Origin of the sequence: Pseudomonas peradeniyensis (assembly GCF_014268935.2) — a bacterium.
In the GTDB taxonomy this organism is placed as follows: domain Bacteria; phylum Pseudomonadota; class Gammaproteobacteria; order Pseudomonadales; family Pseudomonadaceae; genus Aquipseudomonas; species Aquipseudomonas peradeniyensis.
The window spans coordinates 1,426,717-1,448,700 of the sequence record NZ_JABWRJ020000001.1 but is presented as its reverse complement, the minus strand read 5'-3'; the positions used below and the strand labels follow the sequence as shown (position 1 = coordinate 1,448,700).

Genomic DNA, 21,984 nt, shown 5'->3' with positions numbered 1-21,984 from the left:
GCCGCCCAACCGCCCCTGGTCGTCAGACGGCCTGCAGCGGAATATCCCCTCCCGCGCCCTTGCCGTCGCGGCGCTCGCTCATCCAGTCATTGACCTTCTGCCCGAACTCGGCCGGCGCCTTGCGCCCGAAGCGCCGCGCCAGGTCGAGGATGGTCTGCTGGGCCAGCGCCTCCTCCATGCGCTTCTGTGCCCCCAGCATCACCGCATGGATTGCGCAGGTGCCTTCGGTGGCCCAGGCCGGCGCGGCGCCCTCGAACACCGCGCAACGCTCGCGGATCTCGCGGCAATCGAAGAGCTTCTTCGGCCCGTCGATGGCCGTGACGATATCCAGCACGGTGATCTCATCGGAAGGCCGCGCCAGGCGGAACCCGCCGCGCACGCCTTCGGTCGCCGCCACCAGCCCGGCGCGGGCCAGCTTGGTGAAGACCTTGGCCAGGTATTCCTGGGGCACGCCCTGCAACTCGGCCAGGTCGCGCACGCTGGACTCGCGGCTGTCGCCGCGCTCGTCCACCAGGAACAGCAGGCAGTGGATGCCGTATTCGACACCGGCGCTGTAAAGGGACATATCAATCTCCGACTAGATCTGTCGCAAATAGTACGCCCTTCATCGGTGACAGGCAAAGCCGGTCGTCGCCGTCCGTCGCTGCACAGGCACATCAACACCTCCACAGAAGCCAATAAACACGCTGGCTACAGCCGATTCACCAGCGTTTGCGAACGCACGCCCCGAAAAAAAATACTTGCCGAACTTAACTACGACCAATACAGTCGTAGTTGCTCGAAAGGCAGTGAACGCCTCATCGAAGACTTTTTTCCTATCCTTGCGGAGCACCCACATGACCTCTCGTATCCTGATCATCGGTGCCGGCTTTGCCGGTGTCTGGAGCGCCCTGAGCGCCGCTCGCCTGCTCGACCAGGCCCAGCGCGGCGACGTGCGCATCAGCGTGCTGGCCCCGCAGCCGCAACTGCGCATCCGCCCACGCTTCTACGAAGCCGACGTCCACACGCTGCAGGCACCGCTGGAGGCCCTATTCGACGTGGTGGGCGTGGAATTCATCCCTGGCACCGCCGACAGCATCGACAGCGCCGCCCGCCAGGTCGGCTACCGCGATGCCGATGGCCTGCCGCAACAGCTCGCCTATGACCGCCTGATCCTCGCCGCCGGCAGCCAAGTGGCCCGCCCTGCCGTGCCGGGCCTGGCCGAACACAGCTTCGATGTCGACCAGATGGAATCGGCCGTGCGCCTGGAACAGCACCTGCACGGCCTGGCCAGCCTGCCCGCCTCGCCGGCACGCAACACCGTGGTGGTCTGCGGCGGCGGCTTCACTGGCATCGAGACCGCCACCGAGATGCCGCTGCGCCTGCGCGCCATCCTCGGTGAAGGCCATGCCCGCGTGGTGCTGATCGATCGTGGCGCCAGCGTCGGTGCCGCCCTCGGCGCCGGGATCACCCCGGCCATCGTCGCCGCCAGCGAGCAGGCTGGCGTCGAATGGCTGACCGGCACCTCGGTGGTGTCGGCAGATGCCGGTGGCGTGACCCTGGACAACGGCGAGTACATCGCCAGCAAGACCGTGATCTGGACCGCCGGCGTCAAGGCCAGTCCGTTGACCGCGCAGGTCGCTGGCGAGCGTGACGGCTTCGGTCGCCTGCGCGTCGACGACCACCTCAAGGTGATCGGCCAGGCGCACATCTACGCCACCGGCGACGTGGCCTGGGCCGCGGTCGACGAGCTGGGCAACCACGCCCTGATGACCTGCCAGCACGCCATCCCCATGGGTCGCCACAGCGGCAACAACGCCATGGCCGACCTGCTGGGCCAGGCGCCAATAGCGTACCGCCAGCCCAAGTACGTCACCTGCCTGGACCTGGGCGACTGGGGCGCCGCGTACAGCGAAGGCTGGACCCGCGAACTGAAGCTGCAGGGCCAGGAAGGCAAGAACCTCAAACGCCAGATCAACTCGGTCTGGATCTACCCGCCGGCCGCCGACCGCGCCCAGGCCCTGGCAGCGGCCGACCCGCTGATTCCGATCGTCGAGTGAACGAAAACAACAGGCCCGTCCCGGAAGTGACGGGCCTGTTTGTATGTGTCATTACATTGAACGACTGGTCAATAATAGTGGCGTTATGTCATCATTCAGAAAAAACAACATGAACCGTGAGGATATAACCCCCTTCGCAGTGCATCGAGAGCCTTTCCAGCCGAGCCCGGTCAGTCCGCGCTCTTGACGCCTGCCAGCCACCGTCAAGGAGCGTCGCATGCAGTTACGGAACATGAAGATCGGTATTCGGGCAGCAGGAATGTTCACCCTGCTCGGGGCCCTGGTCCTGGCCCTGGGCTTGGTCGCCCTCTACGAAACCCGGCGGATGGACAGCGCCACCGACGAAATCCGTCTCACCTGGATGCCCGCCGTGCTCGCCCTGGGCGAGGTCAGCAGCAACCTGGGCCGGGCCCGCGCCCTGACCCTGCGCAGTGTCCTGGAGGACAGCAGCAGCGCCCGCCATTCCACGCTGGACAAGATCGTCCAGGTCAACCAGCAGCTCGAAGACGACCTCAAGGCCTACGAGCGCACCATCTTCGCCGCGGATGACCGCGCCCTGTTCGACACCTTCATGGGCCTGAGCGAACGCTATCACGCATTGCAGCAAGCCATCCGCGCCGCCGCCGGCAATGACCAGCTGGACGAAGCCCGACGCCTGGTAAACGGCCCGCTGGCGGAGTATGCCGACAGCATGATGAAAGCCCTGGCCACGCTGATCGACTACAACACCAAGGGCGCCGAACAGGCCTCGCTGCGCAGCAGCGCGGCCTCAGACGAAGCCTTCAGCCTGATCATCGCCGCCATCGCCGTGATAACCCTGGCGCTGATCGGCATCGCCACCCTCCTCACTCGCAGTATCGTCGTGCCCCTGGCCGACGCCGTTGCCGTGGCCGAGCGGGTCGCCACCGGCGACCTGACCCGCGAGATCGTCGTGCTCGGCCGCGACGAACCGGCCTTGCTGTTGGCCGCCCTGAGCCGCATGCAGCATAGCCTGCGCGACACCCTGCGCAGGATTGCCGCGTCTTCCGACCAACTGGCCTCGGCCTCCGAGGAGCTGCACACCGTCACCGAGGACACCAGCCGCGGCCTGCACCAGCAGAGCGCCGAGATCGACCAGGCCGCCACGGCGGTCAACCAGATGACCGCCGCAGTCGAAGAAGTGGCCACAAATGCCGTGAGCACCGCCGATGCCTCCCAGGGCGCCGACCGCACTACCCGCGACGGTCGCGACCAGGTCAACCAGGCACTGGCCTCGATCCAGCACCTGGTCGATGACGTGACCGGCACCTCCGGGGAGATCGAGCAACTGGCCAGTCACGCCAACGAGATCAGCCAGGTATTGGACGTGATCGGCTCGATCGCCGGGCAGACCAACCTGCTGGCGCTCAACGCCGCCATCGAGGCCGCCCGTGCCGGTGAGGCTGGCCGCGGCTTCGCCGTGGTCGCCGACGAGGTGCGCGCCCTGGCCCACCGCACCCAACAGTCCACCGCTGAAATCGAGCAGATGATCGGCGGCATCCAGTCCGGCACCGAGCGTGCGGTCAGCGCCATGCACAGCAGCCAGGGCCGCGCCAACGGCACCCTGGCCGTGGCGCAGTCGGCCGGCCAGGCCCTGGAGCTGATCGCCGAGGCGATCGCCACCATCAACCAGCGCAACCTGGTGATCGCCACAGCCTCCGAACAGCAGGCCCAAGTGGCCCGGGAGGTGGACCGCAACCTGGTGAACATCCGCGACCTAGCGATGCAGACCTCGGCCGGCGCCAACCAGACCAGCGCGGCGGCCCAGGACCTGTCGCGCCTGGCGGTGGAGCTGAACGGGATGGTGGCGCAGTTCAAGGTCTGAGCCCGCCGTACCGACATCGCGGAGCACGTACGCACCTACAGATCAACTGCAAGATCGCTGTAGGAACAGGCTTGCTCCGCGATCGCATAGCGGCCCTGATGAATAGGAAAAACCGCTGCACTGCGTGAGACCTGGCGACTATCCCCGGCCTGCTGCACGGCCCATGCTCCTGGCGTTTGCATTCATACGTCAAGGAACACCCATGCTGTTGAGAAACATGAAGATCGGCAAGCGGGCGAGCAGCCTGTTCACGCTGCTGGCGGCCCTGGTCCTGGCCCTGGGATGCGTCTCCTGGTCCGTTACCAGGCAGATGGATGAGGCCACGGATGAAATCCGCGTCAACTGGCTGCCCGCCGTGATCGCCCTCAACGAGATCAGCGGCACGCTCGCCCGCCAGCGCGCCGCCACACTGCGTGTCGCCCTGGAGGGCGACACCAGCCAGAGCGCCAGCCTGGCCTTGCTCGACAGCATCGACAAGGCGCTGCAGGAAGACCTCGGCGACTACGAGCGAACCATCCACGACAGTGAAGACCGTCGCCTGTTCAATGCCTTGCTGACAGCGCGCCAGCAGTACACCGAGCAACAACAGCAGGTGCTTGCCGCCATCGGCGCCGGCTACATGGCCGAGGCCAGACGCCTGATCAGCGGCCCGCTGGTCCAGCGCGCCGACCACATGATGGAGGCCATGGCAAACCTGGTCGGCTTCAACTACCAGGCTGCCCAGGCGGCCTCGCAGCGCAGCAGCGCCGTCGGCGACCAGGCCCTGGCCATGATCATGGCCGCAGTGGCACTGATCGTCCTGGCGCTGATCGTGATCGCCCTGCTGTTCACCCGCAGCATCGTCACCCCGCTGGCCGACGCCGTCGCCGTCGCCGAGCGCATCGCCAGCGGCGACCTGAGCTGCCCGGTCACGGCCACCGGCCGTGACGAACCGGCGTTGCTGCTGCATGCCCTGGATCACATGCAGCGCAGTCTGCGCGACACCTTGTGCCGGATCACCGCCTCCGCCGAAAAGCTGGCCTCGGCCTCCGAGGAGCTGCACCGCGTCACCGATGACACCAGTCGCGGCCTGCACCAGCAAAGCGCCGAGATCGACCAGGCCGCCACGGCGGTCAATCAGATGACCGCCGCCGTCGAGGAGGTGGCCAGCAATGCCGTCAGCACCGCCGACGCCTCCCAGGGCGCCGACCGCACCACCCGCGACGGGCGCGACCAGGTCAACCAGGCACTCGCCTCGATCCAGCTGCTGGTGGACGACGTGACCGGCACCGCCGAGGAAATCGAGCAACTGGCCAGCAGCGCCAACGAAATCACCCGCGTGCTCGAAGTGATCGGTTCGATCGCCGGCCAGACCAACCTGCTCGCCCTGAACGCCGCCATCGAGGCTGCGCGTGCCGGCGAGGCCGGCCGTGGCTTCGCGGTGGTCGCCGACGAGGTCCGCGCCCTGGCCCATCGCACCCAACAGTCCACCGAGGAAATCGAGCAGATGATCGGCGGCATCCAGAACGGCACCGAGCGCGCGGTCGGCGCCATGCACAGCAGCCAGGGCCGGGCCAACGGCACCCTGGAAGTGGCGCAGTCGGCCGGCCAGGCCCTGGAACGGATTGCCGAGGCGATCACCGCGATCAACCAGCGCAACCTGGTGATCGCCACCGCCTCCGAGCAGCAGGCCCAGGTGGCCCGGGAAGTGGATCGCAACCTGGTGAACATTCGCGACCTGTCGCTGCAGACTTCGGCGGGCGCCAACCAGACCAGCGCGGCGGCCCAGGACCTGTCGCACCTTGCGTTGGAGCTCAACGGCCTGGTGGCGCAGTTCAAGATCTGAGTCTGGAACTGGAACAAGCGGGGTCGCGATGCGGCCCTGTACCCCGAAGATCAGTCACTCGCGCCTACTGCCTGCCCCGCCTTCGCCGGCTGGCTGCGCGTCGCCAGGCAATAATAGAGGGGCACCGTCACCAACAGGCCGAACAGCCACGACAGGTCCGCTCCTTCGACGATGTTCGAGTAAGGCCCGACATACAGCGACGTGTTGGCAAACGGCAACTGCACCAGGATGCCGCAGGTGTAGGCAATGATCGCGTGGGGGTTGAAGCGACCATAGATCCCGCCGTCGGCACGGAAGATCGAGGCAATGTCGTACTGCCCCCTCTTGATCACATAGAAGTCGACCAGGTTGATCGACGCCCACGGCACCAGCACCAGCAGCAGCGCCAGGATCAGCCCGATGAACTGGCCGATGAAGTCCGCCGAGGCATTCAGCGCCACCAGCCCGCAACCCGCCAGGATCACCGCAGCCAACACCACCCGCACCTTGATGCTCGGCGTCCACTGCGCCGCGAAGGTCTGGATCGCGGTGACGATCGACAGCACCGCGCCGTACAGGTTGAGGGCGTTGTGGCTGATGATGTTGAGCAGGAACAGCACCATCAGGATCGGCCCCAGCCAACCGGTGGCCTGCCTGACCGCATCCATCGCATCGGTGCCTTCGGGCACGCACAGCACCGCCACCGCCCCGAAACTGAAGCACAGGATGGTGCCCAGGGTAGCGCCGAAGTAGGTGGCCCAGAACGGCCTGGCGATGCCCACTTCACGCGGCAGGTAGCGCGAATAATCGGAGGTGTACGGCGAGAAGCTGATCTGCCAGATGGTGCCCAGCGACACGGTGGCGATGAAGCCCGACAGGTTGAAGGCGCCACGGCCGAAGAAATCAGCCGGCAGGTCCTGGACGAACATCATGATGAAACCGGCCAGCAGTGCCGAACCCATCACCCAGGTGCCGATGCGGTTGAGGATATGGATGAAGCGGTAACCGATCACACCGATCGCCGTCGCGCCCAACGCACCGATCACGATCGCGCCCGGCATCGGCACGCTCGGGGTGATGCCGTGGATGGTCTTGCCCGCCAGGACGATGTTGGAAATGAAGAAGCCGACATAAATCAGGGCGGTAAAGAACACGATCAGCAGCGCACCGTAGCGGCCGAACTGGCCCCGGCTCTGCACCATCTGCGGAATGCCCAGCTGCGGCCCCTGCGCCGAGGCCAGGGCGATCACCACGCCGCCGGCCAGGTGCCCCAGCACGATGGCGACCAGACCCCACAGCAGGTTCAGGTGGAACACCTGGATCACCATGGCGCCGGTGACGATGGGCAGGGGCGCGATGTTGGTGCTGAACCAGAGGGTGAACAGGTCGCGCGCCTTCCCGTGGCGCTCGGCAGGTGGAACGTAATCGACCGTGTGATTTTCGACAAACTGGTGTTGCGACGACGGTTGGGACATAGGATTTCAGCTCGAAAGGTCGTTTTTTATCGTTGTAAGGAAACCGCTCGGGGCGGCCTCTCAGCTGCGCACCATATTATGGTATTCCAAGCTTTTGACAACACTGCACCGAGGTTTTTCGGCACAGCTGATCCGCTCTCTATCCCCTCTTCGCACACTGGTTTCAGCGGCCACGCCAATGAATCCGGGGACTGTGCCGTTCATCGCGTTCTGCGCGGCCTGGAAAATTCCGCTTGCAAAGAAGGTATTACGGTATACCATCAGACACATCAACGATAAAAACCGCGGACCACCGCAGCCCCTCGAGGATCACACCATGATCGACGCAACCGTCTACAAGCACGTCCTGGGCTCCTTCCCGTCCGGCGTCACCGTCATCACCACACTGGACGACGACGGTTCGATCGTCGGCCTCACCGCCAGCGCCTTTTCGTCCTTGTCGATGGACCCGCCGCTGGTGCTGTTCTGCCCCAACTACAGCTCCGACTCCTACCCTGTACTGATGAAGAACAAGCGTTTCGCCATTCACCTGCTCTCCGGCGAGCAGCAGGCCGAGGCCTACGCCTTCGCGAAAAAAGGCAAGGACAAGGCCACTGGCATCGACTGGACCTTGAGCGCCCTGGGCAACCCGATCCTGGCCGGGGCCACCGCCGTGATCGAGTGCGAACTGTGGCGCGAATACGAAGGCGGCGACCACGCGATCATGGTCGGCAAGGTACACAACCTGATCGTGCCCGAGGAGGCGCCCCGCCCGATGGTCTACTGCCGCGGCAAGATGGCCAGCCTGCCCGCTTTCGCCTAATAGAACGCCTGTCGATCGATTGGCCACTTCCACACTGAAACCTGCCCCGGCAGGCGATAACAAGACAACAACAAGCTCCGAGGAAAGCCCCATGAAATTTTCGCTGTTCGTGCACATGGAACGTTGGGATGAGCAGGTCAGCCACCGCCAGCTGTTCGAAGACCTCACCGAACTGACCCTGATGGCCGAAGACGGCGGTTTCAGCACCGTGTGGATCGGCGAACACCACGCCATGGAATACACCATCTCGCCCAGCCCGATGCCGCTGCTGGCCTACCTGGCCGCCCGCACCGAGAAGATCCGCCTGGGCGCCGGCACCCTTATCGCGCCGTTCTGGAACCCGATCCGCGTGGCCGGCGAATGCGCCCTGCTCGACGTGATCAGCAACGGTCGCATGGAGGTGGGCCTGGCCCGCGGCGCCTACCAGTTCGAGTTCGATCGCATGGCCAATGGCATGCCGGCCACCGACGGCGGCAAGGCCCTGCGCGAGATGGTCCCGGTGGTGCGCAAGTTATGGGAGGGCGACTACGCCCACGACGGCGAGGTCTACAAGTTCCCCACCTCCACCAGCGTGCCGAAGCCGTTCAACGCCGCACCGCCGATGTGGATCGCCGCCCGCGACCCGGACTCGCACAACTTCGCCGTGGCCAACGGCTGCAACGTCATGGTCACCCCGCTGATGAAGGGCGACGAAGAAGTGCTGGACTTGAGGAACAAGTTCCAGGCCGCCCTGGACAACAACCCCGGCGTGCCCCGCCCGCAACTGATGGTGCTGCGCCACACCCATGTGCACAGCCCGGCCGAGCCGGACGGCTGGAAGGTCGGCGCCCAGGCCATCTCGCGCTTCTACCGCACCTTCGATGCCTGGTTCGGCAACAAGACCGTCCCGGTCAATGGCTTCCTTGAACCGAGCCCGGCGTCGAAGTTCGCCGAGGTGCCGGCATTCGAGCTGGAGAACATCCGCAGGAACACCATGATCGGTACCCCTGAGGAGATCATCGCGCGCATTCGCTACTACCAAGAGCTGGGCGTCGACGAGTTCAGCTTCTGGTGCGACAACAGTCTGCCCCACAGCGAGAAGAAGAAATCGCTGGAGCTGTTCATCAAGGACGTGCTGCCGGCGTTTGCCTGAGTTCCCTTTGCATAGGGGCTCGCCGGGTCCCTTATGGCACCTGTGAGATCGAGCGCCGCCCGCGCGGCGCATCGCGGATAAATCCGCTCCTACATTTATTGCAACGTGGCCATGCCTGACAGGCCATGGTTGTTTTCGCCCTGTTTGCACGACGCGAGAGCTCAGCTGCCCCCACCTGCCTTTGTAGGAGCGGATTCATCCGCGATGCGCCGCACAGCGGCGCTCGATTTCCCAAACACCATAAAACCCGGGCCATCCGCCACCTTTCATCCCCTCCCCAGAGATTTTTCCAGCCCCCTCTTGCACATCAAATATTATGGTATACCATCAGACAACAAGAACTGATCACCCTACCCAGGAGCCCGTCATGAGTTTCGAAATCCGCAAGATCGTCACCTACTCCGAAGAGACCCGCATCGAAGGCGGCAAGGCCACCGACAAACCGGTGACCATGGTCGGCCTGGCCGTGGTGATCAAGAATCCGTGGGCCGGTCGCGGTTTCGTCGAGGACCTCAAGCCTGAAATCCGCGCCAACTGCTCCGACCTCGGCGCACTGATGGTCGAGCGCCTGACCGCCGCCATCGGCGGCGCTGAAAAGATCGAAGCCTACGGCAAGGCCGCCGTGGTCGGCGCCGACGGTGAGATCGAGCACGCCTCGGCGGTGATCCACACCCTGCGCTTCGGCAACCATTACCGTGAAGCCGTGCAGGCCAAGAGCTACCTGAGCTTCACCAACAAGCGCGGCGGCCCGGGCACCTCGATCCAGATCCCGATGATGCAGAAGGACGACGAGGGCCTGCGCTCGCACTACATCACCCTGGAGATGCAGATCGAGGACGCCCCGCGCACCGACGAAATTGTCGTGGTGCTTGGCGCCGCCGACGGCGGCCGCCTGCATCCGCGCATCGGCAACCGCTACATCGACCTGGAAGAACTGGCCGCCGAAAAGGCCAACGCTCGATAACAACAATGACCAAGACGGGCCTGGGCGTGGCGACTCCCCGCCGCGCCCGTCCTTCAAGGAGCGCCCTCCATGATTCAGCCTGTCGCTGAACGTACACCGGCCGGGACCAGCTACATGGTCCAGGGCCAGGGCCAACCCGTGGTACTGATCCACGGCGTGGGCCTGAACAAGGAAATGTGGGGCGGGCAATTCGTCGGCCTGGCCAACGACTACCGCGTCATCGCCTACGACATGCTCGGCCACGGCCACAGCCGCGTGCCCGCCGCCGACACCGCGCTGGAAGGTTACGCCGACCAGCTCGCCGAACTGCTCGACCACCTGCAGGTCCAGCAAGCCTGCGTGATCGGTTTCAGCATGGGCGGCCTGGTGGCGCGTGCGTTCGCCCTCAACCACCCGCAACGCCTGGCGGCGCTGGTGGTGCTCAACAGTGTGTTCAATCGCAGCCCCGAGCAGAGCGCCGGGGTCATCGCCCGCGCCGCCCAGGCCTTGGCCCAGGGCCCGGATGCCAATGTCGACGCGGCGCTGGAGCGCTGGTTCAGCCGCGAGTACAAGGCCGCCAACCCGGCCCAGGTCGCAGCCATTCGCCAGGTGCTGGCGAGCAACGATCCGCAGGGCTACCACACCACCTACGCGCTTTTCGCCACCCAGGACATGTACCGCGCCGAAGACCTGGGCAGCCTCCAGGTGCCGACGCTGATCGCCACCGGCGAGCTCGATGCTGGCTCCACCCCGAGCATGGCCCGCCAGCTCGCGGCGCGCATACCCGGCGCCCACTGCGTGGTGCTGGCCGAGCAACGGCATATGATGCCGGTGGAAGCACCGCGCGAAGTCAACAGGATGCTGCTGGACTTCCTCAGGCAGGCCCGCACCCTCACCGAATCCGCCAAGGGGATAGTTGCATGACCCTCGTTCGTTTCCAGATGTGCATCGATGGCCAATGGCGCGATGCCCAGAGCGGCAAGACCTTCGACAGCCTCGACCCGGCCACCGCCAAGGCCTGGGCGCAGTTGCCCGACGCCGATGAAGCCGACGTCGAGCTGGCCGTGCAGGCCGCCCAGCGCGCCTTCGACAGCAAGGCCTGGCGCGGTCTGACCGCCACCGCCCGGGGCAAGCTGCTGCGCCGCCTCGGTGACCTGATCGCCGACAACAAGGAGCAGCTGGCGCAGCTGGAAAGCCGTGACAACGGCAAGCTGATCCGCGAGACCCGCGGCCAGGTCGGCTACCTGCCGGAGTTCTTCCATTACACCGCGGGCCTGGCCGACAAGCTCGAAGGCGGCACCCTGCCGCTGGACAAGCCCGACCTGTTTGCCTACACCGTGCACGAGCCGATCGGCGTGGTGGCCGGGATCATCCCCTGGAACAGCCCGCTGTACCTCACCGCGATCAAGCTCGCCCCGGCCTTGGCCGCCGGCAACACCCTCGTGCTCAAGCCGTCCGAACATGCCTCGGCGACCATTCTCGAGCTGGCCCGCCTGGCACTCGAAGCTGGCTTCCCGGCCGGCGTGGTCAATGTCGTCACCGGCTTCGGCCCGAGCACTGGCGCGGCGCTGACCCGCCATCCGCTGGTGCGCAAGATCGCCTTCACCGGCGGTGCCGCCACTGCTCGCCATGTGGTGCGCAGCAGCGCCGAGAACTTCGCCAAGCTGTCGCTGGAGCTGGGTGGCAAGTCGCCTAACATCATCTTCGCCGACGCCGACCTGGACAGCGCCGTCAACGGCGCGGTAGCCGGCATCTATGCCGCCTCCGGGCAGAGCTGCGTGGCCGGCTCGCGCCTGCTGGTGCAGGACGAGATCTTCGATGAGTTCGTCGAGCGCCTGATCACGCGTGCCAGAAGCATCCGCATCGGCAACCCGCAGGATGAAGACAGCGAGATGGGCCCGATCGCCACCGCCCAGCAACTGGCCGTGATCAAAGGCCTGGTGGCCGCCGCCAAGGCCGAAGGCGCCACCCTGCGCATGGGCGGCAAGCGCGCAGAAGTCGCGGGCGACGGTTGGTTCTACGAGCCGACCCTGTTCGAATGCGACAGCCACTCGATGACCATCATGCAGGAAGAGGTGTTCGGCCCGGTCGCCGCGGTGATCCGTTTCAAGACCGAGGAACAGGCCCTGGCCATGGCCAACGACTCGCAGTTCGGCCTGGCCGCCGGCATCTGGACCCGCGACCTGGGCCGCGCCCATCGCCTGGCCCGCGACGTGCGCTCGGGAATCATCTGGGTCAATACCTACCGCGCGGTGTCGGCCATGGCCCCGATCGGCGGGTTCAAGAACAGCGGCTACGGCCGTGAGAGCGGCATCGACTCGGTGCTGGCCTATACCGAGCTGAAGACGGTGTGGATCAACCTGTCCACCGCGCCCATGCCCGACCCCTTTGTGATGCGCTAGGAGACCCGCGCCATGATCGAACCCGGCATCTACAAAGACGTGATGGGCTCGTTCCCATCCGGCGTCACCGTGGTCACCACCCTGGACGCCGACGGCGGCATCGTCGGCATCACCGCCAGCGCGTTCAGCGCGCTGTCGATCGAGCCGGCGCTGGTGCTGTTCTGCCCCAACTACGCCTCCGACACCTACCCGGTGCTGCGCGACAGCAGGCAGTTCGCCATTCACCTGCTGTCCGCCGAGCAGACCGCCGAGGCCTACGCCTTTGCCGGCAAGGGCAAGGACAAGGCCAAAGGCATCGACTGGCACCTGAGCGAACTGGGCAACCCGTTGCTCACCAAGGCCACGGCGATCATCGAGTGCGAACTGTGGCGCGAATACGACGGCGGCGATCACGCGATCATCGTCGGCCAGGTGAAGAACCTGGTGCTACCCGAACAGGCGGTGACACCGATGGTGTACCACAAGGGCAAGCTCGGCGCTCTGCCGTCGCTGGGCTGAGATTCGCTGGGGCCGCCTTGCGACCCTTTCGCCGGCAAGCCGGCTCCCACAGGGATCGCGCCGCTCGCGAGCCTGCGCTGTACCTGTGGGAGCCGGCTTGCCGGCGAAAGGGCTGCGCCGCAGCCCCGCCCCGTTTTCCATTCAGTCACACAGGACCCTGGCCCATGAATAACGAAAAGTACGAAAAAGGCCTGCAGATCCGCACCCAGGTGCTCGGCGAGGACTACGTCAAGCGCTCGATCGAGCAGGCCGACGATTTCACCCAGCCCCTCCAGGCGCTGGTCACCGAGTACTGCTGGGGCCATGTCTGGGGCCGCGAGGGCTTGTCGCTCAAAGAGCGCAGCATGATAAACTTGGCGATGATTTCCGCGCTCAACCGGCCCCACGAACTCAAGCTGCACATCCGCGGCGCCTTGCGTAATGGCCTGAGCCGCGAACAGATTCGCGAGATCCTGCTGCAAGTCGGCATTTACTGCGGCGTGCCCGCGGCGGTGGACAGCTTCCGCCTGGCCCGCGAGGCGTTCGCCGAAGCCGATGGGCAGCCCCCCCGTTAACAGCGGGCTGTGTGAACCACTGCAAGGAATGCCCGGGTTCGTGGCATTCCGCGATATTGGCGCAACAGCCGCATAGAAGAGCGCCCCTGATGAAACGCCAGCCCCTCGACGACAGCTTCAAGGTCAACCGCAACCCCGTCACCCTTCGTGAAATCGTGCTCGACAAGCTGCGCGGCGCAATCATGAACTTCCACCTGCTGCCCGGCGACCGCCTGGTCGAGCGCGACCTCTGCGAACGCCTGGGCGTCAGCCGCACCTCGGTGCGCGAGGCGCTGCGCCACCTGGAGTCCGAAGGGCTGGTCGAGTTCGCCGATGCCAAGGGTCCGCGGGTGGCCATCATCACCCTGGAGGACGCCCGCGACATCTACGAGCTGCGCTGCGTGCTCGAAGGGCTGATCGTGCAGCTGTTCACCCTCAACGCCAAGGCCAAGGACATCCGCGCCCTGGAACGCGCGCTGGACGTCAACCGCGATGCGCTGGAAGACGGCGAGCTGCAACAGGTGCTCGATTCGGTGCAGGGCTTCTACGACGTGCTGCTCGAAGGCTCTGGCAACCAGGTCGCCGCCCAGCAGCTGCGCCAGTTGCAGGCACGCATCAGCTACCTGCGCGCCACCTCGGTGTCCCAGGAGAATCGCCGGGGCGCCAGCAACCGCGAAATGGAAAAGATCGTCGAGGCGATCAAGAGCGGCGACCCACAGGCCGCCCACCAGGCCTCGGTCGACCACGTGCGCGCCGCCGCCAAGGTGGCCCTGGACTACCTGCGCCAGAAGCAGGACGACAACGCCAAGGTCCGCGATATCGTCGCCCCCCTGCCCCTCAAGGATCCTCGCATAGGCCGCTGACCATGCCCACCGCCCCGCGCTACTGCCCGCACTGCACCACGGAACTGGCCCGGGGCGTCCCCAACGGCGACAGCCACGAACGCCTGTACTGCGGCGCCTGCGGCTACGTGCACTACGTCAACCCGAAGATCATCGCCGGCTGCATCATCGAGCGCGACGGCAAATACTTGCTGTGCCAGCGCGCCATCCCGCCGCGCCCCGGTACCTGGACCCTGCCGGCAGGGTTCATGGAGGCCGGCGAGACCACCGAGCAGGCGGCCCTGCGCGAGGTCTGGGAAGAGAGCGGCGTGCGCGCCGAGATCGTCTCGCCCTACTCGATCTTCAGCGTGCCCAGGATCAGCGAGGTGTACATCGTCTTTCGCGCCATCGCCACCGAGGAGACGGGGCAGTTCGGGCCGGAAACCCTGGCCTATCGCTTCTTCGCGCCGGACGAGATTCCCTGGGACGAAATCTACTATCCGGCGATCCGGCAGATCCTCGAACGCTACATCCTCGAACGCCAGGCCGGCGTATACGGGATCTACATGGGCAACGACGATACCGGCAAGGTGCATTTCATCCGCTGACCGCAGCGCGCCCATCACGGGTCCCCCACAGACGACACAAAACCCCTCGCCAAGCGCCGCGTCTCGGTGCACCCTGATGCTCTCACGCACAAGGATCCGCACAGCTCATGGCGAAATGGCTCGACGGCGGCGGCCACATGGCCGAACGCATCCGCAACCACGACTGGTCGTCGACCACCCTGGGCCCCCTTGCCAACTGGCCCGATGTGCTCAAGACCACGGTTGCCCTGTGCCTGGCCTCGCGCTTTCCCCAGGCCGTGCTCTGGGGCGACGAACTGATCACCCTGCACAACGACGCCTTCAGCGAAATCCTCGGCAACAAACCCTCGGCCCTGGGCCGCCCTTTCAGCGCGGTCTGGCAGGAAGCCTGGAGCGATATCCGCCACCTGGCCCAGCGCGCGCTCGACGGCGAAGCCGTGTACATCGAGGATTTTCCGCTGATGATCGAGCGTCACGGCAGCCCGGAACGCGCCTACTTCACCTTCTGCTACAGCCCCATCCGCGACCACGACGGCCAGGTGGTGGGGATGATCGATACGGTTACCGAGACCACCGCCAGCGTGGTGGCCAACCAGCGCCTGAACTTTCTCGACACCCTCAGCCGGGCGGCGGCCAACGCCACCGACCCGGAGCGGATCATGGCCACCACCACGCGCCTGCTGGGCGAACACCTGCACCTGTCGAGCTGCGCCTATGCCGTGATGGACCCCGACGAGGACGGTTTCACCATCTGCGGCGACTGGGTTGCGCCAGGCTCGCCGCGCCTGCTCGGCCAGTACCGCCTGGCCGACTTCGGCGAGCTGGCCGTCAGCCGCCTGCGCGCCGGGCTGGCGTTGGTGATCGACGACAACCTTGCACAGTTACCGGCCCGCGAAGCCGCGACCTTCCAGGCCATCGGCATTACCGCGACCGTCTGCATGCCGCTGATCAAGGAAGGCCGCCTGACCGCGCTGATGGCCATCCACGACAAGCTGCCCAGGACCTGGACCCGCTATGAACAGACCCTGCTCAACGAGGTGACCGGGCGCTGCTGGGCGCATATCCAGCGGGTCCAGGCCAACGCCGAGGTGCGCGAGGCGCTGACCGCCCTCGAAGCGCTCAACGCCACCCTCGAGCAGCGCGTGGAGGAGCGCACCGGCCAGCTCCTGCATACCGAGGCCGTGCTGCGCCAGACCCAGAAGCTCGAGGCCATCGGCCAGCTGACCGGCGGCGTGGCCCACGACTTCAACAACCTGCTGACCATCATCCGCTCCTCCATTCACTTTCTGCAGCGCCCTGACCTCGACGATAGCCGCCGCAGTCGCTACTTCAAGACCGTGTCCGATACCGTCGACCGCGGCGCCAAGCTCACCGGGCAACTGCTCGCCTTCGCCCGTCGCCAGGCCCTGAGCCCGCAGGTGTTCGAGGCCGGCCCCAGGCTCGAAGCCATGGCCGACATGCTCGACACCGCCACCGGCGCACGCATCCAGGTCAGCCTGGAGCTGCCCGACAGGCCCTGCCATGTGCACGCCGACCTCGGCCAGCTGGAAACCGCGGTGATCAACCTGATGATCAATGGCCGCGACGCCATGGCCGGCGCGGGCACCCTGCGCCTGCGCCTGGAGGCCGACCAGCATTTGCCGGCGTTGCGTGGCCAGGCAGCGCAGGACGGGCCGTTCGCGGCGATCTCGGTCATCGACAGCGGCGTGGGTATCGCCGCGCATTTGCTGGAACGCATCTTCGACCCGTTCTTCACCACCAAGGCCTCCGGCCAGGGCACCGGGCTTGGCCTGTCGCAGGTGTTCGGCTTCGTCAAGCAGTCCGGTGGCGATGTGCAGGTGGTCAGCGTCGAAGGCCAGGGCACCACCTTTACCCTGTACCTGCCCCAGGTGGCCCAGGCCGACGGTGAAACGCCCGAGGTCCCCGTACCGCTGGTTCCCCATGGCCAGCGCAAGCACATCCTGGTGGTGGAGGACAATCCGGATGTCGGCAGCTTCACCGCGCAGATCCTGCGCGACCATGGTTACCAGATCAGTTGGGCGACCTCGGCCGAGGACGCCCTGGTCCAGATAGCGTCGGCACGGGGCGGGTTCGACGCCGTGTTTTCCGACGTGGTGATGCCAGGCATGGGCGGCCTGGCCCTGGCCAGGGAGCTGCGTCGCAGCCAGCCGCAGCTGCCGGTGATCCTCACCTCCGGCTACAGCGAAGCGATCGCCGAAGGGGGCCACCAGGGTTTCGCCTTCCTGGCCAAGCCCTATTCCGCCGAGCAGGTGTGCCAGATGCTCGCTGTGGTATTGGCTAGGACTTGAGCAGCCGCGCCAGGCTCTGCCCCAGCTCGTCCTGGCGAAACGGCTTGCGCAGCACTTCGAAGCCATGCAGCTCACGGGGCGTGAGGTTGGCGTAGCCGGTGATGATCAGTACCGGCAGTTGCGCCAGCCGCTCGCGCACCTGCTGGGCGAAGCGCACCCCGGTGGTCTCGGCCATGACATGGTCGGTCATCAGCACATCGGGCAGCAGGCCCTTGTCCAGCAACGCCAGTGCCTGGGCCGGCCCTTCGGCCTCGGTCACCTCGTACCCCAGGGCGCGCAGTTGCAGGAGCGTGGCCTGGCGCACCAGTGGCTCATCGTCCACCAGGAGCACGCGGGTCTGGCGCTGCGCCCGAGGAACCTCGAGCGGTTCGACCGTTTCTGCAACCACCTCATGTTCGCTGGCCGGCAGCCATAAGGTCGCTTCGGTGCCTTCGCCCACCCGCGAGCGAATACCGAAACCGCCACCGGACTGCAACGCCAGGCCCTGCACCATCGGCAGGCCCAACCCGGTACCGCGGCCCACGCCCTTGGTCGAGTAGAACGGCTCGATACAATGCGCCAGCACGTCTTCGTTCATGCCACAGCCGTTGTCGGCAACCCGCAGCCACACTTGCGGCACTGCCTGCAAACCAGGCGGTCGGGGCGCGCCATCGCCGTCGAGACCTGCGCGAATGGTCAGTTTCCCGCCCTCGCCCATGGCATCGCGGGCATTGACCACCAGGTTGAGCAACGCCAGTTCCAACTGATGCGGATCCACCAGCACCCCAGGCAACGCCGCCTCGACACTGACCTCGATGGCAATGGTTGGCCCCAGCGAGCGGACGATCAGTTCGCGCATCTCCCCCACCAGTACCGCCAGCGACACCGTGGTGGGCTTGAGGGTCTGGCGCCGGGCGAAGCTGAGCAGGCGGCCGACCAGGTTGCGCGCCCGCTCGGCCGCCTGCAGGCCGCCGTCGATCAGGCGCTCGGCGCGTTCCGGCTGGGGATGGCGGCGCAGCAGCTCCAGGGAAGCGATGATCGGCGTCAGCATGTTGTTGAGGTCATGGGCGATGCCGCCGGTAAGCTGGCCGATCATCTCCATCTTGCGCGCTTCGTGCAGTTGCACCAGTGAAGCCTCGCGCTGGGCGAGCATGTTGGCTACCCGCTCTTCCAGGTTTTCGTTGAGCACATGCAGGGCGCGCTCGGCACGGGCGTGGGTAACCGCCGCCCAGACCTGCCGGGCAGCCTCCTCCACCAGCAGGCACTCGCTGTCGGCCCAGGAATGGGGGGTATGGAAATGCACCGCGAGCATCGCCTCCAGGCGTTCGGCGCGCAGCACCGGAACGTGCAGCGTGGCGCACAGGCCCTTGAACCGGGCCGGCGCGCCCTTGCTCGCCTCATAGTTGCGCTGTACCGCCTGGCCGGCCAGCAGCGCCTCGCGCAGCGCCGGGTCCAGGGCCGAGTACTGGTTGAAGCCGACCATTGACGGTACTTCGGCGGCCCACTCCTGAGCGACCCGATAACGCCGGCCATCGCCCAGATCCTCGCCGAAGCAGACCCGCGCCGCGCCCAGTTCCTCCCCCAGGCGGCGCACCGCATGGGCCTCGATGCGCTCGGCCTCGCCCAGGCCCGGCAAGGCCTGGCGCAACTCCTGGAGAAACGCCTGGCGTTGCTGGAAACGCACCCGCTCGGTGGTGTCAGTGACGATGCACAGCACGCCGCCCACGCCACCGTCGGCCTCGCGCACGGCGGAATAGGAGACATCGAAATAGGCGGTTTCGCCCGGGCCATGCCGCTCGATGTAGAACGGCCGGTCGCGGGCCGAGAAGGTCACCCCGGTCTCACGCACCCCACGCAGCAGCGGCTCGAGGTCGTCCCACAGTTCGCTCCAGTGCTCCTGGCCAGGCCGGCCCAGCGCCCCGGGGTGCTTGCTACCGATGGTCGGCCAGTAGGCATCGTTGTACAACGCGATGTACTGCGGCCCCCAGAACAACACGATCTGCGCCTGTGCCGGCAGCAGCATGGCCACCACCGACTGCAGCACCGGCGACCAGCCGTCCGGTGAGCCGAGCGGGGATTGTCGCCAGTCCATCGCCTGCAGCAGGCAGCTGACTTCGCCACCGCCGCCCAGGAAACTCGGCAGTGTTTTCAGGTTGACCGTCTTGCTCTCCTGGCGCGCTTTCATGTCTCGGTATTCCCGGGCACGTTTTCTTTCCTCTGAGGGTAAGAAATCGCCCAGTGGCAAAACGTTCCATCGGTTTTGCGCCGACGATCAGCGGCGCCCTTCGGCCAGCATGCGCAGCGCCAGCGCCGCCAACACCGTGCCCATCAGCCAGCGCTGGACCTGCTGCCACACCGGCCTGCCGGCCAGGAACACGGCGATGGAACCGGCCATCACCGCGATGAGCGCGTTGACCGTGACGCTGATCGCGATCTGCGTGCTGCCCAGCACCAGCGACTGCGCCAGCACGCTGCCGTGGCCGGGCTCGATGAACTGCGGCATCAGCGACAGGTACATGACCGCGATCTTCGGGTTCAGCAGATTGGTCAGAAACCCCATCATGAACAGCCGCCGCGGGCTGTCGGCCGGCAGGTCGCGGACCTGGAACGGCGAACGCCCACCCGGGCGCAGCGCCTGCCAGGCCAGGTACAGCAGGTACAACGCGCCACCGATGCGCAGGGCGTCATAGGCGAACGGCACGGCCATGACCAGCGCGGTGATGCCCAGCGCGGCGCAGAGCATGTAGAAGACGAAGCCCAGCGCCACGCCACCCAACGAGATCAAGCCGGCGCCGCGCCCCTGGCAGATGGAGCGGGAGATCAGGTAGATCATGTTGGGCCCGGGGGTCAGCACCATGCCCAGGCTGATCAGGGCGAAGGCGAGCAGGTTGGAGGGTTCGGGCATCATGCACATCCTTGTGTGGGTTGAAGTGCGCGAAGTGTATCCGTACATGAACGCGCCTTGAAACGGTTATCCGAGCCCGGTAACCTTGGCGCGTTGCTGTAAGTCCAGCAGCCGGGTTTGGTCACCCGCGAACATCAAGGCGCACAAGCGCCCGCTCTGCGATTCAGTTGGCGCTTTTTTTGTGCCCGGCTGTCTCGTTCTATGGCGGCTGTGCGTGGGGCGCCTCCGTGCGCGCCGGTTTCCTTGATTCCCGGTTGACCAACCCGCGTACAGTCGCCACCCATTCGTTTGGTCACGTCGAGTGGCGGCTCCATTGAATCAAGGAGCGACACAATGACAAAAGGCTTACCTGATCCTCCGTCCCGCGCCACCACGGCGCACTCCAGCTTTGGCAACTGCGAATGCAGCCACCCTTCCCTGTTCGCCGTGCGCGAAGGCGTGGACTTCGAGGATGCGCTGGTGCACCTGTCCACTTTGCTCAAAGGCGCATTCGCCACCAACCTCAAGGCCATGGAACTGGCAACCGGCACCTGCCACGACCTGCTGCTGGGCAACGATCACGGACTGGACGCGGCCAAGGCGGTGGTCGAGGCGTTGCTCGATGGCGTGGAAATGCAGCAGGTGGAAAAGGCGCGCCTGCGTACCGTCTGAAGGGCCTCATCGCGGGGCAAGCCCGCTCCCACGCAGCCCCCCTGTAGGAGCGGGCTTGCCCCGCGAACACCGGCCCAGCCGGTGCCATGCGCCGGGCGATGTCCCACGCAAACCGGCAAATCACCCTGTCGCAGATGAAACCCAACCTCAGATACGACGAAAAACTGCACAATTGATAGTCATTCGCCATTAACTCGTTCTCGGAAGCACCCGCCCGGGGGTAGAATGCCGCAAAACCGGGAGCCGCAATGAACCAGGACCGCCACATTCCAAGCGAAGAAGATGCCATTACCGATGCCGCCGCGCATTGGTGCATGCGCCTGCACGCCGACGATTGCACGGCGGGTGAGCGCGAGGCGTTCGGCCAATGGTTGGCGAGCGACCCACGGCACGCCGAGGAGTACCAGGCGATGCTGGAAATCTGGGACACCGCCGACCTGTTGCCGCGCAGCGCCCAGGTAATCCCGCTGCCCACCCGGCAAGCGCCGTCGACCCGTCACTGGCGCCCGTTCGCTTCGGCTGCGGCCATCGCCCTGCTCGCCCTGCCCCTGGCCGGCTGGGTCGGCTGGGAGCAAGGTTGGCTGCCCAACGGCTACCAGCACTTCGAAGCCACCGACCACCTGCGTCAGGTGCGCCTGAGCGACGGCAGCAGTGTCGAGCTGAACCTGCATAGCGAACTGCGCTTCCTCAACTACAAGGACGAGCGCAAGGTCACCCTGGTCAAGGGCGAGGCGTTCTTCAAGGTCACCCACGACAGCAACCACCCGTTCATCGTCCACGCCGCCAACGGCCAGACCCGGGTTACCGGCACCCAGTTCAACGTGTGGAAGTACCAGGACCAGGTAAAGGTGACGCTGGTGGAAGGCTCGGTGCTGGTCAGCGCCGGCGGCAACGCTGGCGGCTACCGCCTTGGCCCGGGCATGCAGGCCAGTTACCACAAGGGTGATTTCGAACCGGAGTTGAACCAGAGCGACGATTACGCCAACAGCCTGGCCTGGCGCAGCGGCAAGCTGGTGCTGGACAACCTCAGCCTCGGCCAGGCCCTGCCGGTGATCAACCGCTATCTGGACAAACCGCTCATGGTGGCCGACGACAGCACCGCCAGCATCCGCATCAGCGGCGTCTACAGCACAAGCGAGGTCGCACGCCTGGTCGACACCCTGCCCAAGGTGCTGCCGGTGTACCTGACCCGCAGCAAGGACGGCAGCACCGTCCTCAACCGCATCGTCCCCGCGCCGACCCGCGGCTGACTGCACGCACC

19 protein-coding genes are annotated in these 21,984 nt (G+C 66.0%); 15 read left to right on the top strand and 4 right to left on the bottom strand.

Going from position 1 to position 21,984, the window contains the following annotated elements; genetic code table 11:
• Positions 1–22 precede the first annotated feature (22 nt).
• Positions 23–565 carry an RrF2 family transcriptional regulator gene (locus HU751_RS06200; protein WP_186714388.1) on the bottom strand — a complete coding sequence of 181 codons (543 nt, stop codon included), beginning with the start codon at positions 563–565 and terminating at the stop codon, positions 23–25.
• 271 nt (positions 566–836) lie between these two features.
• Between HU751_RS06200 and HU751_RS06195 the strand changes: the two genes are divergently transcribed.
• The 3 genes from HU751_RS06195 (at position 837) to HU751_RS06185 (ending at position 5,707) form a co-directional block, all read left to right on the top strand.
• Positions 837–2,039 carry an NAD(P)/FAD-dependent oxidoreductase gene (locus tag HU751_RS06195; protein ID WP_186733220.1) on the top strand — a complete coding sequence of 401 codons (1,203 nt, stop codon included), beginning with the start codon at positions 837–839 and terminating at the stop codon, positions 2,037–2,039.
• A 217-nt stretch (positions 2,040–2,256) separates the two neighbouring features.
• Entirely contained in the window at positions 2,257–3,882 is a 1,626-nt protein-coding gene (locus tag HU751_RS06190) for a methyl-accepting chemotaxis protein (protein WP_186733221.1), read from the top strand.
• Positions 3,883–4,084: 202 nt separating this feature from the next.
• Positions 4,085–5,707, top strand: coding sequence for a methyl-accepting chemotaxis protein (locus tag HU751_RS06185; RefSeq protein WP_186733222.1), 1,623 nt, complete (start codon positions 4,085–4,087; stop codon positions 5,705–5,707).
• 50 nt (positions 5,708–5,757) lie between these two features.
• Here HU751_RS06185 and HU751_RS06180 read toward each other — a convergent pair whose 3' ends face one another.
• Positions 5,758–7,161: a purine-cytosine permease family protein gene (locus HU751_RS06180; RefSeq protein WP_186733223.1), complete on the bottom strand. Its 1,404-nt coding sequence runs from the start codon at positions 7,159–7,161 to the stop codon at positions 5,758–5,760.
• Positions 7,162–7,477: 316 nt separating this feature from the next.
• On the opposite strand from HU751_RS06180, the gene HU751_RS06175 reads away from it, so the two are divergent.
• The 10 genes from HU751_RS06175 (at position 7,478) to HU751_RS06130 (ending at position 17,188) form a co-directional block, all read left to right on the top strand.
• Positions 7,478–7,963, top strand: coding sequence for a flavin reductase family protein (locus HU751_RS06175; protein WP_186733224.1), 486 nt, complete (start codon positions 7,478–7,480; stop codon positions 7,961–7,963).
• Positions 7,964–8,054: 91 nt separating this feature from the next.
• Positions 8,055–9,095 carry an LLM class flavin-dependent oxidoreductase gene (locus tag HU751_RS06170; RefSeq protein ID WP_186733225.1) on the top strand — a complete coding sequence of 347 codons (1,041 nt, stop codon included), beginning with the start codon at positions 8,055–8,057 and terminating at the stop codon, positions 9,093–9,095.
• Positions 9,096–9,462: 367 nt separating this feature from the next.
• Positions 9,463–10,059, top strand: a complete 597-nt coding sequence (locus HU751_RS06165) for an amino acid synthesis family protein (protein ID WP_186733226.1) — start codon at positions 9,463–9,465, stop codon at positions 10,057–10,059.
• 69 nt (positions 10,060–10,128) lie between these two features.
• Positions 10,129–10,962, top strand: a complete 834-nt coding sequence (locus HU751_RS06160) for an alpha/beta fold hydrolase (protein ID WP_186733227.1) — start codon at positions 10,129–10,131, stop codon at positions 10,960–10,962.
• The gene (locus HU751_RS06155; protein ID WP_186733228.1) at positions 10,959–12,440 is read left to right on the top strand and encodes an aldehyde dehydrogenase; all 1,482 of its coding nucleotides are present in this window, start codon (positions 10,959–10,961) and stop codon (positions 12,438–12,440) included. The genes HU751_RS06160 and HU751_RS06155 overlap by 4 nt, the downstream gene beginning before the upstream one ends.
• A 12-nt stretch (positions 12,441–12,452) precedes the next feature.
• On the top strand, positions 12,453–12,938 hold the full coding sequence (locus HU751_RS06150; RefSeq protein ID WP_186733229.1) for a flavin reductase family protein: 486 nt from the start codon (positions 12,453–12,455) through the stop codon (positions 12,936–12,938).
• A gap of 164 nt (positions 12,939–13,102) precedes the next feature.
• Positions 13,103–13,492, top strand: coding sequence for a carboxymuconolactone decarboxylase family protein (locus HU751_RS06145; protein ID WP_050705995.1), 390 nt, complete (start codon positions 13,103–13,105; stop codon positions 13,490–13,492).
• Positions 13,493–13,581: 89 nt separating this feature from the next.
• Entirely contained in the window at positions 13,582–14,334 is a 753-nt protein-coding gene (locus HU751_RS06140) for a GntR family transcriptional regulator (RefSeq protein WP_050705996.1), read from the top strand.
• Between the two features lie 2 nt (positions 14,335–14,336).
• A complete protein-coding gene (locus tag HU751_RS06135; protein ID WP_186733230.1) occupies positions 14,337–14,900 on the top strand; it encodes an NUDIX hydrolase in 564 nt (187 codons plus the stop codon).
• A 107-nt stretch (positions 14,901–15,007) separates the two neighbouring features.
• Positions 15,008–17,188 carry an ATP-binding protein gene (locus HU751_RS06130; RefSeq protein WP_186733231.1) on the top strand — a complete coding sequence of 727 codons (2,181 nt, stop codon included), beginning with the start codon at positions 15,008–15,010 and terminating at the stop codon, positions 17,186–17,188.
• Here HU751_RS06130 and HU751_RS06125 read toward each other — a convergent pair.
• Both HU751_RS06125 and HU751_RS06120 read right to left on the bottom strand, forming a co-directional pair.
• Positions 17,178–19,352, bottom strand: a complete 2,175-nt coding sequence (locus HU751_RS06125; protein ID WP_186733232.1) for an ATP-binding protein — start codon at positions 19,350–19,352, stop codon at positions 17,178–17,180. The two genes, HU751_RS06130 and HU751_RS06125, sit on opposite strands and share 11 nt — an antisense overlap.
• A gap of 87 nt (positions 19,353–19,439) precedes the next feature.
• On the bottom strand, positions 19,440–20,072 hold the full coding sequence (locus HU751_RS06120) for a LysE family translocator (protein ID WP_186714404.1): 633 nt from the start codon (positions 20,070–20,072) through the stop codon (positions 19,440–19,442).
• A 417-nt stretch (positions 20,073–20,489) separates the two neighbouring features.
• On the opposite strand from HU751_RS06120, the gene HU751_RS06115 reads away from it, so the two are divergent.
• Complete coding sequence (locus HU751_RS06115; RefSeq protein ID WP_028689390.1) at positions 20,490–20,723, top strand: hypothetical protein; 234 nt, start codon at positions 20,490–20,492, stop codon at positions 20,721–20,723.
• Positions 20,724–20,971: 248 nt separating this feature from the next.
• Positions 20,972–21,973, top strand: a complete 1,002-nt coding sequence (locus tag HU751_RS06110; protein WP_186733233.1) for a FecR family protein — start codon at positions 20,972–20,974, stop codon at positions 21,971–21,973.
• The last annotated feature ends 11 nt before the right edge of the window (positions 21,974–21,984 follow it).

Coding starts and splice junctions, on each gene's coding strand:
- HU751_RS06160 (WP_186733227.1), top strand. CDS start 10,129: ATGATTCAGCCTGTCGCTGAACGTACACCGGCCGGGACCAGCTACATG.
- HU751_RS06200 (WP_186714388.1), bottom strand. CDS start 565: ATGTCCCTTTACAGCGCCGGTGTCGAATACGGCATCCACTGCCTGCTG.
- HU751_RS06190 (WP_186733221.1), top strand. CDS start 2,257: ATGCAGTTACGGAACATGAAGATCGGTATTCGGGCAGCAGGAATGTTC.
- HU751_RS06130 (WP_186733231.1), top strand. CDS start 15,008: ATGGCGAAATGGCTCGACGGCGGCGGCCACATGGCCGAACGCATCCGC.
- HU751_RS06120 (WP_186714404.1), bottom strand. CDS start 20,072: ATGCCCGAACCCTCCAACCTGCTCGCCTTCGCCCTGATCAGCCTGGGC.
- HU751_RS06140 (WP_050705996.1), top strand. CDS start 13,582: ATGAAACGCCAGCCCCTCGACGACAGCTTCAAGGTCAACCGCAACCCC.
- HU751_RS06180 (WP_186733223.1), bottom strand. CDS start 7,161: ATGTCCCAACCGTCGTCGCAACACCAGTTTGTCGAAAATCACACGGTC.
- HU751_RS06145 (WP_050705995.1), top strand. CDS start 13,103: ATGAATAACGAAAAGTACGAAAAAGGCCTGCAGATCCGCACCCAGGTG.
- HU751_RS06125 (WP_186733232.1), bottom strand. CDS start 19,352: ATGAAAGCGCGCCAGGAGAGCAAGACGGTCAACCTGAAAACACTGCCG.
- HU751_RS06165 (WP_186733226.1), top strand. CDS start 9,463: ATGAGTTTCGAAATCCGCAAGATCGTCACCTACTCCGAAGAGACCCGC.
- HU751_RS06195 (WP_186733220.1), top strand. CDS start 837: ATGACCTCTCGTATCCTGATCATCGGTGCCGGCTTTGCCGGTGTCTGG.
- HU751_RS06135 (WP_186733230.1), top strand. CDS start 14,337: ATGCCCACCGCCCCGCGCTACTGCCCGCACTGCACCACGGAACTGGCC.
- HU751_RS06175 (WP_186733224.1), top strand. CDS start 7,478: ATGATCGACGCAACCGTCTACAAGCACGTCCTGGGCTCCTTCCCGTCC.
- HU751_RS06110 (WP_186733233.1), top strand. CDS start 20,972: ATGAACCAGGACCGCCACATTCCAAGCGAAGAAGATGCCATTACCGAT.
- HU751_RS06155 (WP_186733228.1), top strand. CDS start 10,959: ATGACCCTCGTTCGTTTCCAGATGTGCATCGATGGCCAATGGCGCGAT.
- HU751_RS06185 (WP_186733222.1), top strand. CDS start 4,085: ATGCTGTTGAGAAACATGAAGATCGGCAAGCGGGCGAGCAGCCTGTTC.
- HU751_RS06150 (WP_186733229.1), top strand. CDS start 12,453: ATGATCGAACCCGGCATCTACAAAGACGTGATGGGCTCGTTCCCATCC.
- HU751_RS06170 (WP_186733225.1), top strand. CDS start 8,055: ATGAAATTTTCGCTGTTCGTGCACATGGAACGTTGGGATGAGCAGGTC.